The sequence below is a fragment of the Streptomyces sp. Ag109_O5-10 genome, from assembly GCF_900105755.1.
Classification (GTDB): Bacteria; Actinomycetota; Actinomycetes; order Streptomycetales; family Streptomycetaceae; genus Streptomyces.
On the sequence record NZ_FNTQ01000001.1, the window covers coordinates 1,628,414 to 1,643,956 of the forward strand.

At 69.4% G+C, this 15,543-nt stretch carries 13 protein-coding genes; 2 read left to right on the top strand and 11 right to left on the bottom strand.

Translation table 11 applies throughout. The features are described from left to right. Nucleotides 1-4 precede the first annotated feature (4 nt). From BLW82_RS07465 to BLW82_RS43135, 9 genes are read right to left on the bottom strand one after another with little or no spacing between them, the layout of a single operon-like run. Nucleotides 5-2,035: a PQQ-dependent sugar dehydrogenase gene (locus tag BLW82_RS07465; protein ID WP_093498068.1), complete on the bottom strand. Its 2,031-nt coding sequence runs from the start codon at nt 2,033-2,035 to the stop codon at nt 5-7. Between the two features lie 12 nt (nt 2,036-2,047). Continuing rightward, the gene (locus BLW82_RS07470; protein WP_093498069.1) at nt 2,048-4,297 is read right to left on the bottom strand and encodes an alpha-galactosidase; all 2,250 of its coding nucleotides are present in this window, start codon (nt 4,295-4,297) and stop codon (nt 2,048-2,050) included. Beyond that, on the bottom strand, nt 4,294-7,530 hold the full coding sequence (locus BLW82_RS07475) for a glycosyl hydrolase family 28 protein (RefSeq protein WP_107408509.1): 3,237 nt from the start codon (nt 7,528-7,530) through the stop codon (nt 4,294-4,296). The genes BLW82_RS07470 and BLW82_RS07475 overlap by 4 nt, the downstream gene beginning before the upstream one ends. 12 nt (nt 7,531-7,542) lie before the next feature. Then, nucleotides 7,543-8,331, bottom strand: a complete 789-nt coding sequence (locus BLW82_RS07480; protein WP_093498070.1) for a heparin lyase I family protein — start codon at nt 8,329-8,331, stop codon at nt 7,543-7,545. Nucleotides 8,332-8,336: 5 nt separating this feature from the next. Then, nucleotides 8,337-9,539 carry a glycoside hydrolase family 88/105 protein gene (locus tag BLW82_RS07485; RefSeq protein WP_093498071.1) on the bottom strand — a complete coding sequence of 401 codons (1,203 nt, stop codon included), beginning with the start codon at nt 9,537-9,539 and terminating at the stop codon, nt 8,337-8,339. After that, nucleotides 9,536-10,690 carry a pyrroloquinoline quinone biosynthesis protein PqqE gene (gene pqqE, locus BLW82_RS07490; protein WP_093498072.1) on the bottom strand — a complete coding sequence of 385 codons (1,155 nt, stop codon included), beginning with the start codon at nt 10,688-10,690 and terminating at the stop codon, nt 9,536-9,538. The genes BLW82_RS07485 and pqqE overlap by 4 nt, the downstream gene beginning before the upstream one ends. Then, entirely contained in the window at nt 10,687-10,941 is a 255-nt protein-coding gene (gene pqqD / locus BLW82_RS07495) for a pyrroloquinoline quinone biosynthesis peptide chaperone PqqD (RefSeq protein WP_093498073.1), read from the bottom strand. Before pqqD ends, pqqE begins: the two co-directional genes overlap by 4 nt. Further along, nucleotides 10,938-11,702, bottom strand: a complete 765-nt coding sequence (gene pqqC / locus BLW82_RS07500) for a pyrroloquinoline-quinone synthase PqqC (protein ID WP_093498074.1) — start codon at nt 11,700-11,702, stop codon at nt 10,938-10,940. The genes pqqD and pqqC overlap by 4 nt, the downstream gene beginning before the upstream one ends. Nucleotides 11,703-11,722: 20 nt before the next feature. Beyond that, entirely contained in the window at nt 11,723-11,863 is a 141-nt protein-coding gene (locus BLW82_RS43135) for a pyrroloquinoline quinone precursor peptide PqqA (RefSeq protein ID WP_107408511.1), read from the bottom strand. A 332-nt stretch (nt 11,864-12,195) separates the two neighbouring features. Here BLW82_RS43135 and BLW82_RS07505 point away from each other — a divergent pair, with 332 nt between their 5' ends. Beyond that, complete coding sequence (locus tag BLW82_RS07505; RefSeq protein ID WP_093498075.1) at nt 12,196-13,032, top strand: aldo/keto reductase; 837 nt, start codon at nt 12,196-12,198, stop codon at nt 13,030-13,032. 85 nt (nt 13,033-13,117) lie between these two features. On the opposite strand, the gene BLW82_RS07510 is transcribed toward BLW82_RS07505, so the two are convergent. Next, nucleotides 13,118-13,729, bottom strand: a complete 612-nt coding sequence (locus BLW82_RS07510) for a hypothetical protein (protein ID WP_093498076.1) — start codon at nt 13,727-13,729, stop codon at nt 13,118-13,120. 227 nt (nt 13,730-13,956) lie between these two features. Between BLW82_RS07510 and BLW82_RS07515 the strand changes: the two genes are divergently transcribed. Continuing rightward, on the top strand, nt 13,957-14,649 hold the full coding sequence (locus BLW82_RS07515; RefSeq protein WP_093498077.1) for a glycoside hydrolase family 75 protein: 693 nt from the start codon (nt 13,957-13,959) through the stop codon (nt 14,647-14,649). Between the two features lie 79 nt (nt 14,650-14,728). Here BLW82_RS07515 and BLW82_RS07520 read toward each other — a convergent pair whose 3' ends face one another. Then, nucleotides 14,729-15,511: a helix-turn-helix domain-containing protein gene (locus tag BLW82_RS07520; RefSeq protein WP_093498078.1), complete on the bottom strand. Its 783-nt coding sequence runs from the start codon at nt 15,509-15,511 to the stop codon at nt 14,729-14,731. Nucleotides 15,512-15,543 lie beyond the last annotated feature (32 nt).

Here is a 15,543-nt window from a genome sequence, read left to right on the forward strand (position 1 = left end):
CCTGTCAGCTGATGCTGACCCGGAAGATCTTGTCGGATCCGTCCGGCTCGTTGCCGTTGTTGTCGCAGTTGGTGGTGGACAGCCACAGCTGGTCGGCGCCCGGCACCTTGGTCACGGTCCGCAGCCGGCCGTAGGTTCCCACGTAGTACGCGGTCGGCGTGCCCACGCTCTCGTTGTCGCCGTTGATCGGGATCCGCCACAGCCGTTCGCCGCGCAGGGACGCCATGTAGACGACGTTGCGGACGATGGCGATGCCGCTCGGGGATGCCTCGGAGACGTTCCAGGTGGCCTTGGGGTTGGTCATCCCGGCGACCGAGCAGGTGCCCTCACAGGTCGGCCAGCCGTAGTTGGCGCCCGGCTTGATGAGGTTGAGCTCGTCCTTGGAGCTGTTGCCGAACTCGGCCTCCCACAGCCGCCCGTTGCGGTCGAAGGCGAGGCCCTGCGGGTTGCGGTGGCCGAGGCTGTAGACGTAGTTGCCGAAGGGGTTGCCGGGGGCCGGTTTCCCGTCGGTCGTCATGCGCAGGATCTTGCCGTTGAGGGAGTTCTTGTCCTGGGCGAGGTCGGGTGTCTGGGCCTCCCCGGTGGAGACGTAGAGGTAGCCGTCGGGGCCGAAGAGGAGCCGTCCGCCGTTGTGGTAGCGGTTCTTCTTGATGCCCTGGAGGAGGATCTTGTAGTCGCTGAGCCTGGTGCCGTCGTAGGTCATGCGCACGACCCGGTTGCCCTCGTCCGCGGTGTGCATGAAGTAGACGTAGTGGTTGGTGTCCCACTTGGGGTCGACGGCGACGCCGAGCAGTCCGCCCTCCCCGTTGGTGGTGACGGCGTTCGGGACGGTGCCGACCTGCGTCCTCGTGCCGTCCTTGGTCACCTTCCAGACCTTGAAGTCGTCCCGCTCGGTGACCAGGGCGGTCTTGCCGTCGGGCATCCAGTAGGTGCCCCAGGGGATGGTCCAGCCGCTGGAGAGCGTCGCGATGGAGGACGGGACGCCGCCGTCGGTCGCGCACGCCTTCGTGGTGAAGGTGACGGTGTTGCCGGCCTCGGAGACGTTGCCGGCCGCGTCCCGGGCCACGACGTTCAGGCTGTAGGGGCTGTTGCAGGCGAGCCCGGTGAGCGTGGTCGACGTGCCGCTGGTGACCGTGTCGTAGACGGTGGTGTCGCTGCGGACGTCGTAGGCGACGACCGCCTTGTCGTCGGTCGAGGCACCCCACTTGAGGTCGGCGCTGTTGGCGGTGACATTGCTCGCGGACAGCGTGCCCGGCTTGCTCGGCGGGGTGGTGTCGGAGCTGGGCCTGGTGGTGCAGTCGACGACCGGGCTGGCGGGCGAGGTGTTGCCCGCCGCGTCGCGGGCGATCACCGTGAGGTTGTAGTCGGTGTTCGGGGTGAGCCCGGTCAGCGCCTTGGAGGTCGAACTCCCCGGCGCCTCACTGATCTTGTTGCCGTGCTCGTAGATGTCGTACGCGCTCACCCCCACGTTGTCCGTGGCCGCCCCCCAGGCCAGGGTGAGGGAGTCCTCGCCGATGTCCGAGCAGCTGGGCTGTCCGGGACGGGTCGGGGCCTGGGTGTCGGCGGCCGCGTCGAGGCTGACCCGGTCGAGGTTGGGGCCCCCGTTGGCGGTGGTGGCGGTCGCCCGGATCTTGTCGGTGCCCGCGGTCAGCGGGACGTTGACGGTCTTGGTGACCCAGGTGTTCCAGTCGGCGGTGGCCGGGAAGGACACCGCGGAGGCGACGACCGTGCCGCCCACGGAGATGTCCATCGGCCGGTCGGTGGAGGTCCCGTTGGCGTAGCGCAGGGTGAGGGCGGAGGTGCCGGCGGAGGCCGCGCTCACCGTGAACTCCACGTAGGAGCCCTTGACGTTGGTGTAGTCGACGAAGCCGGTTCCGGTGTAACCGGTGTGGTTGGTGGCCACGGTGCCCTGCGAGATCTGGGCGTCCTCGGCCTGGTAGTCGGTGGCGGCCAGGGCGGTGCCCTGGCCGAGTCCGGCGAGCGGCAGCGCCAGGGCCGCCGCGACGCCGTACGGCAGAACTCTTCTGATGTTCACGGATGTTCCCCCTCAGCCCGTGTACTGGGTGAAGACCTTGAGGTAGTCGTACGGCTGCTGCGTCACGCCGCTGCAGGCGTCGCCGTCGGTGCCCGAGCCGCAGGCCCGGTCGCGGTTGACGGCCCAGTAGGTGAGCCGTCCGATGTGGTGCTGCTGGGCGTAGGCGAGCATGGTCTTGAAGTCGGCCACCCGCACGCGCTCACCGGAGTCGTCGGTCCTGCCGTTCATCGACGACAGCCCGATGTGGGTGTAGGCGGTGGCGTCGCTGTAGCCGTACGCCGACTTCACCCGGGCCTTGAGTCCTTCCATGGCCTTGGTGGTGAGGCTGCCCATGTTCGTGGTGCCGCCGCCGAAGTCGAACGGCATGATGCACCAGACGTCGTTCGCCAGACCGGAGTCGGCGGCCCGCTTGATCATGTCGACGCCGGTGGAGTCGGGGCCGCCGGAGGTGGTGCCGAAGGTGATGACGGTCTTGAGGCCCGGGTTGTTCGCCTTCACCGTCTTCAGCGCGTCGACCACCCGCTGCCGCACGGTCGCGTTGGACCACTCGGTGTTCTCGATGTCGATGTCGAGCGCCTTCAGCCGGTAGGCGTTGATCACCTTCTGGTAGGCGCCGGCGAGCGCGGAGGCGCTGGAGCACTTCTCGCCGAGCTTGTTCCCGCTCCAGCCGCCGACGGAGACGACGACGTCACCGCCCGCGCCTCTGATCGCGTTGATCGTGGACTGGTCGCTGCCTCCGGTCAGCGGGCGGGAGCCGTCCCACTTCGGGTTGCAGGTGCCGTCGGAGAGGACGAAGGCGAGGGTGAACCACTTGACGCCGGTCGCGGACATCACCGACGTGGGGCTTTGGGGGCTGCCCCAGCCGAGGTACTCGTAGGGGGCCACGGCGAACCCGGGCGAAGCGGCCGCCGCCTTCGCGGAGTTGACGGGCTTGACCCGGATGAGCCGGGTCTCGCCCGGACGCAGGGTCGCGCTGTAGGAGTCGGCGATCACGCCCTTGTGGGATCCGGACCAGAGGTCGGTGACGTCACCCGAGCCGCTGAAGCCGGCCTGCGACCAGTCCACGCTCACCGTCGCGTTGCCCGAGGTCCCGGTGTTGAACAGGGCCACGACGTACTGTCCGTCGCTCTCCTTCTTGCTCCAGACCTGTTTGACACCGCTGCTCACGATCCGCTTCGCGGCGACCCCGTCCTGGTCGACGCCGATCAGCCGGTCGTTGGTCAGCATCGCCTTGTCGACGGGGTCGAGTTGGGTGAGGTCGGTGCCGAGCAGCAGCGGGGCCGCCGCCATCGACCACAGCGTGAAGTGCGAGCGGCGCTGGTCGGCCGTCAGGCCCACCTGGTCGCCGTTGCCGATCTCCAGCGAGTCCAGGTCGTTCCAGCCGCCGGGGCCGGCGTACTGCTGCCAGGAGGCGGCCGAGTCGAACCGTTTGGAGACGTGGGACCAGTCGGTCAGCGGATAGCCGCTGCCGTTGCTCCCCGGCCCGCAGTAGCACTCGACGTCACCCTGGGTGCGCCAGCTGTTCGCCAGTTTCCGCCAGGTGGCGGCATCCGCGATCGGCAGGTTGTTGGACAGGGCGAAGTTGATGGGCCGTCCGCCGGCCCGCAGCGCCTTGTCCCAGGCCTGGACGTCGGGGATGTCGGCGCTGCCCACCCCGTCGATCTTCAGGTAGTCGACACCCCAGGACGCGAACTGCTTGGCCCAGGAGTCGACGAACTCCTGCGCGCCCGGCTTGGAGTAGTCGATGTAGTACATGTTCTTGCAGTTGTAGTTCTTCTCGGTCCTGGACGTGTCCGCGATGTCCTTCGCGTGGTACGAGGTCCCCTCGATCGGCGTGTTCTTGGTGACGGCGTTCTTCGCGATGCCGGGCGTGACGTAGAAGCCGAACTTCAGGCCCTTGGAGTGGATGTAGTCGGCCACCCCCTTGATGCCGTCCGGGAACTTGGCAGTGTCGACGGCCCAGCGACCGTAGCCGTCCACGGTGAAGCCGTTGGAATCGCACTTCTGCCAGAAGTCGTCGAGGTTGACGTAGACGAAGCCGTGGTCCTTCAGACCGCTGGAGACCAGCGCGTCGGCCTGTGCCTTGATCTTCGCCTCGGTCGGTGTGCGCCGCACGAAGCTCCAGCTGGACCAGCCCATGGCGGGCCGTGCGGACTGGCCGTTGTCGGAGGCGGCCGCCTGGTGGGCGGTGCCCAGGAGCGGCACCGCCGCGGCGAGCAGCAGGCCCGCCGCCGCGACCGTGAGCGATCTGACCCGGGTCATGACTGTCCCCCGTTCGCGGGTGTGGCGTACGACGTGCCGATCCACGCCTCGTCGACCCGCAGTCGCTTGTAGCGGGTGGTGTCGCTGGAGGCGGCCCAGGTCGTGTCGACCTCTAGCCGGACGTAGCGGGCGTTGGCCGCGGTCAGGTCGATGCCCTGGATGCCGCGGCGACTGGGCAGCTGGCCGGTCTTGACCGCGCTCCCCCAGTTGGTGCCGTCGTTGCTGACGTACACCTTGTAGTCCTTGATCCGCGCGGACTGCTCGGTGTCCGAGCGGGCGTAGGCCACGGAGTCCTCTCGCTGGTTGAGCCCGATGTACTGCACCTTCTTGGCCGAGCCGAGGTCGAAGGTGAGGTTCACGGGGAGCGTCTTGTTGTTGTCCCAGTAGGTGAGGTAGTCGCCGTCACCGGCCGCCGACGCGGCGTGCCCGCTCGCGGAGGCGCTCGCGCTGACCTTGACGCCGGTGAGGATGCCCTGGCGGCCGGCCGCCGTGACCTTGAAGACCGTGTCGTACGGGTCCCAGTTGCCGAGCCCGCTCAGGGTGAGCACGCCGCCGGACTGCGACCACGAAACGGCCGCTCCCGTGCGGAGGTTGGTGACGGAGGCGATGCGGTAGCCGTTGTCGCGCACGCGCAGAGTGCCGGTGCTGGGCGGGGTCAGGACGTGGATGTACTGCCGGTTCGCGTCGTCCTTGGCGATGGTCGTCACCCCGTACGCGCCGTCGTTCCAGGCGCCGGGCTTGAGGCCGCCGTACATGTAGCCGCCGCCCTCGGTGCCCTGCAGGGACTCCCAGATGGGGTCGAGGTAGGAGTCGGCGAAGGTGTTGAAGGATGCCTGGTTCGACGGGAACTTGCCGTTGACCTGGGCCGTCTCGGCCATCAGGGCCTTCACCGAGGAGCCTGCGTTGGTGATGAGGCGGCCGAGGGTGAGCGCGCGGTCGACGGAGGGGTTGGAGCCGTCGTACCACCAGGCACCTGTCGAGGGCAGCTTGAAGTCGGCCTCGGTCAGGCGGGGCTGAGCGGTGTAGACGGCCTGCGGATAGTCGTAGGCCGGGGTCATGCCCGTCTTCTGCTCATTGCTGATCATGTCCATGATCGGCGTGTCTTCGTTGTTGTTGCTGAGCGTGTAGTTCGGGCGCTTGTCGTAGATCTGCTGGTAGAGGTTGTGGCTCTCCCAGTAGGAGTTGTCGTTGTCGATCCAGAAGCCCCCGAGGTCGGGGTAGCGGTCCATGACCTCGAAGAAGTTGTCGTAACTGAACTGCCCGAAGCCGTCGTTGGTGGTGAGGTCGACGTTCTTGCCCTTGTAGGCGGAGTACGCGGCGGAGTCGAGCCACTCGTGGCCGCCCTCGTCGTGCCACTGGGGGTCGTTGGTCATGTAGAGGATGACCTTCATGCCCTTGGCCTTGGCTGCGGTGATCAGCTCGCCGAGGAAGTCCCGCTTGGTGGAACAGGAGCCGGGGATCTTGGAGGGCCAGGGGCGGGCGTAGCCGAGCCGGCTGTGGAAGGTGGCGAGGACCAGGTACTGGGTGTGCAGCTTCTGGGCCTCGTTCACCCAGTAGTCCGGGGTCCAGCCGCCGTTCGTGACGTCGTTCTCCCAGGCGGTGCAGCTGGTGTGGGCGGGCGCGGTGCGCAGGCCCCAGTGCAGGAAGAGGCCGCCGACGGAGGCGCGGAGGAAGTCCTGGCGCGGGTTCTCCAGGTCGAGCGGCCGCGCGGCCGCGGTGCAGTCCTGACTGCCGGAGACGCGGAGCGCGCCGCCCGAGGTGGTGTGACTGTCCGTCACGCAGGCGCCGGCGACGTCCTGGAGGCCCACGTCGTACGGGGAGGCGCTGCCCTTCTGGGCGGTGAAGCGGGTGAGGCGCAGATCGCTCGCCGCGTTGGCGATGACCGCGGGCCTCCCGTCGTTCGCGGCGAACTTCACGCTGCTGTCGGTGAACTGGACGTGGTCGGCGTTGTGCAGGTACCAGCCGTAGGCGGGCCGGGTGCCGATGGCCTTGGGGTTGTAGTCGTTCGGGTCGTTGCCGGGCACGCCGGTGGACATGGTGCCGTTGCCGCCGGGGACGGTGATGTCGACGTTGTTGAAGGTCACTCCGCTGATGCGGTGGCCGCTCTCGCCCCACAGGGTCGGGCTGAAGGAGGGGCTGTTGCCGGTGGCGGTGATGTCGTCGTACGTGACATCGCTGATCGATCCGACGCCGGGGCTGTTCCCGCAGCGCTTCCGCGTCCCGATCTTCTCCATGATCGGCGAGTGCACGTTCGTCATCGTGATGTCGCGGTAGTGGACGTCGGAGATCTTCGCGCCGTCCATGGAGACCATGCCGAGGCCGGACTTGTCGGCACCGTCGATGCGGATGTTCTCGAACTGGTAGTCCGAGAAGTCGCCGCAGGTCTCGGAGCCGAACATCAGGGCGTTGCAGCACTTGGCGCCCAGGGTCGAACCGCTCACCCGAACGTGTCCGTTGGGCAGTTTGGCGCCGAGCGCGTAGTCGCTCTTGAAGACCAGGGCGTCGTCGTTGGCGTGGATGGTGGCGTTGGTGATCGTGGCGTTCGTCGTGGAGATGACGTTCCAGCCGTCGCGGTCGCTCGCGGTGTCGATGGTCAGGTGGTCGGACGTCACGTTGGTGCAGCCGTTGATGAGGGCCGCGAAGTGGCCGCCCCGGCGCAGGGTGAGCCCGTCGCCGATCCGGAGGCCGTCGCACCGGGTCAGCGAGATGATCTTGTCGGCCTCGCCGGTCTTCGGGTTGCCGGTGATCAGGTTGCCCGCACCGTCGATGACGCCCTGGCCGACGAAGCCGATGTCGGTGAGCCTGTCGCCGTAGATCATCGCGTCGTGGAAGTGGCTGTGCCCGTAGTCCTGGTAGGCGTCGTACGGGTTGGACTCGGCCTTGTCGTAGGTGTCCGCGCTGGATCCCTGGAGGGTGGCGCCCTTGTCGAGCTGGAGCGTCACATGGCTCTTCATGTGGAGGGTGTTCTTGGACTTGTAGGTGCCGGCGGTGAAGCGGACGATGCCGCCGCCCGCGGAGTTCGCGGCCGTGATCGCCTTGTCGACGGCCGGGCTGTCATTGGTGGAGCCGTCGCCCTTGGCGCCGTAGTCGCGCACGTCGTAGACGGCGCCGGCGTGTGGTGCGGCGGTGTGCTGGGCGGCGAGGGCCGCCGGATGGGAGAGGCCGAGGACGACGGCGAGGACGAAGAGGACGATCGCGGCGGCACGGTGCCGTTCAGCGGGTGGGGGTTTCATGGTGACGGTTCCTCACACCTGTTGGTAGCCACGGAGGTTGGTGAGCAGGAGATAGGTGTCCTGGAGCGAGCCCGAGGTGTCGCCGAGGGAGCGGTAGATGCCCCACTTCGGGCGGACCCGGTCGGCCAGGAAGGTGTCCACGCCGGTCTTCGAGGCGTCGATCACGGTGGCGCCGCCGGACTTGAGGATCCAGCGGACCGAACCCGCCGAGCCGTTGCCGACCTTGATCTGGAAATCGACGTCGGTCCAGGAGTCGTGCAGCGGGTCGAGGTCGGCGCGGCCGACGATGATGCCGTCGGTGGCGAGGTTCAGCTCGATGGTCTGCTTGCCGTTCACCCGGCGCAGGGACTGCACGACGATCGGCGAGGTGCCGGTGCCGGGCTGCTTCATCTGCATGATGTGGGTGAAGGTGGTGGTCGCCTTCAGCGAGCTCGGGATGTACATCGAGTAGGTGACCCGCCAGGTCTGGCCCTGGGTCCACTTGAGATAGCTGCCGGCACCCGTGCGCAGTCCGGTGACCTCCTGCCGCTGGCGGTCGGTCGAGGTGTCGCGGTCGACCGTGTGCATGTTGAAGCGCCAGTTGTTCCCCGTGGCGTAGATGTGCGGGTGCCCGGCGGGGTGGGAGTCGGCGCGGTCGTCCTCGACGGTCTCGAAGGCGCCGAGGCCGTCACCGCTCGCCGACGGCTGCCACTTGAGCTGCCAGGACGCGGCGTGTGCGGTGGTCGCGGGCAGGCCCACGGCGGCCGTGGCGGCTCCGGCCAGCGCGGCTCCGAGGACCGCCCTTCTGGATGTAGCGCTCATGACATTCATGCACCTCGCAGTTGCTCGTTCATGATCAGGAAGGCCCCGAGGCCGTGGAAGTCGTTCACGGCCCGGGTACGGGCGACGTAGTACGCGTAGTCACCGACGTTGGTGCCGATCGAGATACCGGCGAGCTCGGTACGGCCGTCCGCGCCGACCGACAGCTCGGCGAGCACGCCCTGGTAGCCGCGGCGGGCGACGTCCGCGTAGTGCGGGTCGAGGTAGTGCTGCTGGGCGCCGCGTGAGAGGGCGTAGGTGAACATGCTGGAGCAGGAGGTCTCGGTCCAGTTGTCGCTCCGGCCGCCCTTGTCGATCACCTGGAACCAGCGGCCGGTCGCCGGGTCCTGGTACTTCTCCAGGCCGGCCGCCAACCTCTGGAAGATGCCGAGCAGTTGCGGGCGGCGTGACTGGTTCGCCGGAATCGCGTCCAGCACGTTGACGACGGCCATCGCGTACCAGCCGACGGCGCGGCACCAGTGCTCCGGGGCGAGCCCGGTCTGCGGATCCGCCCAATTCGCGCTCTTCGACTCGTCGTAGGCGTGCTTGAGCAGGCCGCTCGCGACCTGGAGGTGACCGCCGTAGACGGCGAGCTGCCTGGCCGCCTCGGCGTCGGTGTACGCGCTGTCGCCGAACTCCCTGCCGTACTCGACCAGGAACGGGTTCACCATGTAGACGCCGTCCGCCCAGAGTTGATGGGCGCGGCTGCTGGTGTCGGCGTGCCAGAAGCCGCCGTCGCTCGTGCGCGGGTAGGTGTTCAGCCGGTCGCGGATCTTCTGGGCCGCCTTGCGGTAGCGGTCCTGGCCGGTCTCGTGGTGCAGGATCACCAGGAGCCGGCCCGCCTGCATGCTGTCCAGGCTGTTGAAGGACTGGTTGATGGACCCGTCGCTCTTCACGAACCGGTCGACGTAGTTCTTGATGTAGGTGAGGTAGCGGGGGTCGTGGGTGCGTTTGTAGGTGAGGTACTGGCCGTAGAGGTAGAGACCGACGGGGTAGGACCAGCCGCCGATCGTGCTCGGGGTGTAGCGGGCCATGGTGGAGTCGACGACCGCGGTGGACCAGTCGGTGGCGGCGGCGGGCCTGGTCGCGGCCGCGGCGAGGGCGGCGGGCGCGGGTGCGGCAGCGACGGCGGGCGGTACGGCCGCGGGGAGCACGGCCGGGATGGCGGTGGTGAGCGCGACGGCCACGAGGGCGGCTCGCAGGCGGTTCATGGTCCTCCTTCTTCTGCAGGAGCTCCGCCGGCGGCTTCGGTCGGGAGATCCACCGGGGCCTCTCGCGGGGCTTGCCTGGGGGCTTGTCCGGGGACCGCGGCGGCGGAGGTGCGCCGCAGGGGTGTCAGGCGGTGGTCGGGGGCGTGGCGGCAGGCCGGGTCGGTGTTGCGGGCGTCTCCGGTGAGTGCGTACGCCTGGCAGCGGCAGCCGCCGAAGTCGGCGGTGCGCAGGGCGCAGCCGCGGCAGGGCTCGCGCATCCAGGACTCGCCCCGGTAAACGTTGAAAGCCCTCGACTCCCGCCAGATCCAGGCGAGCCGACGGTTCCTGACGCTGGGCGGGTCGAGGCCCGGCAGGGTGGCGGCGGCCGGGCACGGCAGGACGGTTCCGTCGGGGGTGACGGTGAGCGAGACCCGGCCCCAGCCGCCCATGCAGGGTTTCGCCGTGCCGGTGAGGAGGTCGGGGGCGACCCAGACCAGCTCCGGTTCGTCCAGGCGCCGCCGCCAGTGCAGGACCGTCTCGCGGGCCCGCTCGACCTGTCCCGGCAGTGGCAGCAGGGCCGCGCGGTTGCGGGCGGCCCAGCCGTGGTACTGGGTGTTGGCCAGCTCGATCCGGTCCGCGCCCCAGGCCACGCCGAGTGCGATGAGGTCTTCGACGGCGTCCAGGTTGCCCCGGTGCAGGACGACGTTCAGGCCGAAGGGCAGGCCCGCCGCGCGGATCAGCCGGGCCGCACGTTCCTTGGCCGTGAACGAACGGGCGCCGGCGATGCGTTCGGCGGCCGTCGGCTGCGCGTGCTGCACGGACAGCTGCACCGCGCGCAGCCCGGCCCCGACCAGCCCTGCCAGCCGCCGCTCGGTCAGCCCGAGCCCGCTGGTGACGAGCTGGGTGTGCAGGCCGGCGGAGTCGGCGGCGCCGACCAGCTCGGGCAGATCGCGCCTGAGCAGCGGCTCGCCGCCGGACAGGTGGGTCTGGACGACGCCCAGCTCACCGGCCTGCCGGAACACCTCCGTCCACTGCGCGGTCGACAGCTCCACTGACCGACCGATCAGTCGGACGGGGTTCGAGCAATAGCCGCAGTGGAGCGGGCAGGCGTGGGTCAGCTCAGCGAGCAGTGCCCAGGGCGGCTCGGGGCCGCCCGGCTCCGCGGTCGTCATCGCAGCCATCCCTCCTTCCGTAGCGCGGTCAGAAACTCCGGGACCTCGGCCGCGACCGGGGCGCCCGGGAACGCCTCGGACAGTTCGGCGACGATCTCGGGCACCGCCCGGCTGCCGTCGCACAGCCGGAGCACACCGCCCGCCCGGCCGTGCAGCACGACCACGCGCTCGGGCAGCAGCAACAGGTCGGTGCCGCGGGCCCGGTCGTGGCGCAACACGGCCGTGCGGGCGAGGACGGGGCGCCAGGTCATGGCCCGCCGCCGTCCGGAGCGTCGGCCCGGCCCCCGGTGTCCCCCCGGTCCACGGCGTCGAGCAGCGCCCAGAGCACCTCGCACTTGTAGGCGAGCGCGGCGACGGCGCGGTGCTGCTCCTCGCGGGTGCGGGCCCAGGACAGGACCAGCGCGAGGGCCTCCGCGCCGTCCCGGGCGCCCTGGTCGACGCGGGTGCGGAAGTAGCCGAGACCGGCCGGGTCGATCCACGGGTAGTGGCGTTCGAAGGCGGTGATGCGGGTGCGCATCAGGCCGGGCGCGGACAGTTCGGTCAGGGAGGCGGCGACCGCGTCGAGGGCGGGGCGCAGGCGGCAGAAGGTGACGTACCCCTCGACCGCGAAGCGGACCCCGGGCAGCACCCGGGACCCGTCCCACAGCTGTTCGCGGGGGAGGCCGGCCGCCTCACCGAGGCCCAGCCAGCGCTCGATGCCGCCCTCACCGTCGGCGGTGCCGTCGTGGTCGCGGATGCGGCGCAGCCACGGACGGCGCAGCTCGGGCCGGTCGAGCTTGGCGAGGATCAGGGCGTCCTTGACGGGGATGTGCCGCTGGTAGTGGAACCGGTTGGTGATCCAGCGGCGCAGTTCGGCCGGAGTCAACTCGCCTCGGTGCATACGCTGGTTGAAGGGGTGGTGGTCGTGGTAGCGGTCGGCGGTGACGGCGCGCAGCCGTTCGGTGAACTCCGCGACCGGCCAGGGTCCGGGGTCCGTCGCGGGGTGGACGGTGGTGGCAGCGGTGACGGTCATGGTGGCCCGCCCGGGGCGGATCAGCGGTCGCCGAGGGCGTAGCCGGTCACTTCCAGGGCGGTCTCCACGACGTGGTAGCCAGGGCTTCGCCAGAGCTTTTCATCCGATGTCTGCGGAGCGGCGGGGGTCGACTGCCGGTCCTCGGAGGTCGTCTCGTTCATGGGGTGGGTACCTGCTTTCCTGAGGTTGGGGGGTCTCAGAGCGCAGAGAGAGGTTTCTCGTTCACAGGGATCGATCGGGAAACCCACAGAGATGTTCACATCCCTGGACTGAGTTCATCGATACGTCCGATGATGCGCACCAGAGTCCCGGCAGATACGGCCCCGGTCAATGGTCCGGACCCATAACGTCGGATGCATTTCCGGCCAATCTCCGTCGGCGGCGGCAGACCCACCGGTCAGTTCCGGCGGATTCCGCGGTCAGGAATGCGTCCGGGCCGGTGATCGTTGACGATGGGGGAACCACCTGTCGACAACCTAAGGATCGAGAGCTCGTGAGCAGCAAGGTCCCCCCGAAAATCCTCAACAACGGTGTCGAGATGCCCCAGCTGGGCTTCGGCGTGTGGCAGGTGCCGGACGACGAGGCCGAGCGGGCCGTCGCCACGGCACTGGAGGCCGGGTACCGCAGCATCGACACAGCGGCGATCTACGGCAACGAAGAGGGCACGGGCAAGGCGATCGCCGCGTCCGGCGTACCGCGTGCGGACATCTTCGTCACCACCAAGCTCTGGAACGCCGACCACGGGTACGACGCCACGCTGCGCGCCTTCGACGCGTCGCTGGCGAAGCTGGGTCTGGACTACCTGGACCTGTACCTGATCCACTGGCCGCTGCCGGCGCGGGGCAAGTACATCGACTCGTACAAGGCGTTCGAGAAGCTGTACGCGGACGGCCGCGTCAAGGCGATCGGCGTCTCCAACTTCCTCCCGGAGCACCTGGAGAGGCTGATCGCGGAGACCTCGGTCATCCCGGCGGTCAACCAGATCGAGCTGCACCCGCACCTGCAGCAGCACGCGGCCCGCGAATACCACGACGAGCAGGGCATCGCCACCGAGGCATGGTCGCCGCTCGGCTCGGGCAAGGGTCTGCTGGAGGTGCCGGCGATCGTCGCGATCGCGCAGAAGCACAACCGCACCCCGGCCCAGGTGGTGCTGCGCTGGCACATCCAGCTCGGCAACGTCGTGATCCCGAAGTCCGTGACCCCGTCCCGGATCAAGGAGAACATCCAGGTGTTCGACTTCAGCCTGGACACCGAGGACCTCGCGGCGATCAGCGCGCTCAACGAGGACCGGCGCATCGGTCCGGACCCGGCCACCTTCGACGTGGGCTGAACCGGAGCCCGTCCCGCGAACGGCCGTTCCGCCCCGCCCGGGGCGGGACGGCCGTTCGCGTTCCCGGACTCCCGTGCGGGGCACGTCAGTCGGCGCGGACCTCCGCGTGCAGGACCTCGAACTCCTCCAGGCCGACCACGGTCACGCGCGCCTTGGCGGCGTCCGCGCGCCGCGCCTCGGCCTGTCCGGCGCGCGAGGCGGCCATCGCGGCGCGGTCCACGAACAGCGAGCCGGCCATGCCCCGGCCCCGCTCCCGGTCGACGAACAGGGAGCACTGGGCGAAGCCGGGCAGTCCCTCCAGCCGGGGTACCGCCGAGGAGCGGAAGGTCTCGGCGAACAGGTCCGTGTCGGCGGGGTCGAACTCCACCCGGGTGGAACGCAGACCACCGCCGGTTCTCGGCGGCCGCACGGTGTGGTGGACGGCGACCTCGAAGTTCTCGACGGCGACGGTGCCCGCGAACGGTTCCAGCATCGGCCTGCGCCGCTCGCGCATCACCTGGTCGCTGTTGCGCCGGGCCGCCTCGGTGCCCCACCAGCTCACCGCGAGCAGTTTGCCCAGCTCCCGGTCGATGAAGACGCCGGCGCCCCGGTACTCGGGACGCTCTTCGAGCAGTTCGCGCCCCTCGCTGTTCAGCGCCCTGACGGCCGCCTCGAGTTTCGCCGGATCGCCGGTGACGTACACCGCGCGTACGAACATGACCCCTCGCCTTCCAGGAGCCACCGGAGCCACTGCCGAACGTCCGCACGGCTCCTGAACAGATATCCAGAATGTCTTGCCCCATCAGTCTTCCCTTGCGGCCATATCACCGCAATGCGCGAGAAATCACCGAGTTGACCTCCAGGGCTTGACGCGGACATGCAGCCGGGTCCACCTTGTACGCGACCCGGTCAGGAAACTTTCCTAACAGAAGGGGACCCCCCACAGTGCGCATCCGAACACTGACCCTTGCCGCGGCCTCCGGGGCCGCACTGCTGGCCGCCGGAGTGCTGCCCGCGAGCGCGTCCGGCGCCGTCCCGAAGTCCGCCCAGGAGGGCTCGGTCAGCGCGGCCGACCTGCTCGCCAAGGTGACGTCCTGTTCCCAGATCTCCAACGGCAAGTACAAGACCGACGACGAGACGTCGGCGACGATTCCCGTCTGCGGCAAGAACGGCGCGGTCTTCTGGAAGGCCGACATGGACATCGACTGCGACGGGCAGCGCACCACCAACTGCAACGAGAACCGCGACCCCTGGTACCAGGACGACACCGCGTTCCACCAGTCCGACGGCAAGCCGCTGAAGGCCGAGTCGCTGCCCTACATCGTGGTCCCCAGCTCCAGCAGCATCTGGAACTACTCCAGTGCCGGCATCAAGGGCGGCGGTGTGGTCGCCGTGATCTACAACAACAAGGTCGAGTACGCGGTGGTCGGCGACACCGGCCCCACGAAGATCATCGGCGAGGCCTCCTACGCCACCGCCAAGGCGCTCGGGATCGACCCCGACCCGGCGACCGGCGGCGCCGACTCCGGCGTGACCTACATCCTGTTCAAGAACTCCAAGGTGTCCCCCATAGAGAGCCACAGCGCCGCGGTGACCCTCGGCGACCAGCTGGCCAAGCAGTTCCTGGCCAACAACTGACCGGGACGCTCCCGCTCTGCCACCGGCCCGGGGAGGGCGGACGGCCCGGTACCGCGCGGTGCCGGGCCGTCGGGGCGGACTACCCCTTCCCGGGGGCCTGACCCGCGGCAGCGGAGGGAGCCGTGGGTCCGGTGGCTGCCAGGAGCGCCTCGGCTGTCGCCGGGTCGGCCGGCAGGAACGCCTCCAGCTTCAGTTCGGCGAGTGTCACGTCGACGGCCGTCGCGAAGGTCGTCACGGTCGTCATCAGGCGCAGTTCGCCGTACGGCGACCGCAGGCGGAGCGGCACCGCGAAGCCCAGAGCCCCGGCGGACGGCTCCAGGTCGGGAACGTAACCGGCGAGTTCGGCGCGCAGCTCCTCCAGGTGCCCGAGGCCGGCCAGGATGTGGCGTGCCCATTCGGCGAGGTTGACGATGCGGGGAGCCAGGCCGTCGGGGTGCAGGGCGAGGCGGTAGACGTTCGTGCCCTCGCCCACCAGGCGGGGCGCCGCTCCCTCGGTGAGCAGGTCGAACGCGGTGTTCGCGGCGATCAGGTCACCGCCCCGGTCCACCACCAGCGCCGGATACGGCAGATGCCCGCGCAGGATGTGGCGGATCGCCGTGCGTGCGGGAGCCAGCGCCGGGTCGTCGAACGCGCTCTCGGGGTAGGCGGGTGCGTATCCCGCGGCCAGCAGCAGTTCGTTGCGCTCCCGCAGCGGCAGTTCCAGTGACTCGGCCAGGCGCACGACCATGTTCCGGCCGGGGACGGACCTGCCGGACTCGATGAAGCTGAGGTGCCGCTGGGTGGTGCCCGCCCGGAGCGCCAGGTCGAGTTGGCTGAGATGACGGCGGGTACGGCGTTCGCGGAGCGCACGGGAGAAGTCCACGCGCCTGTTCTAACGGCGGCGGAGCGCCGAGA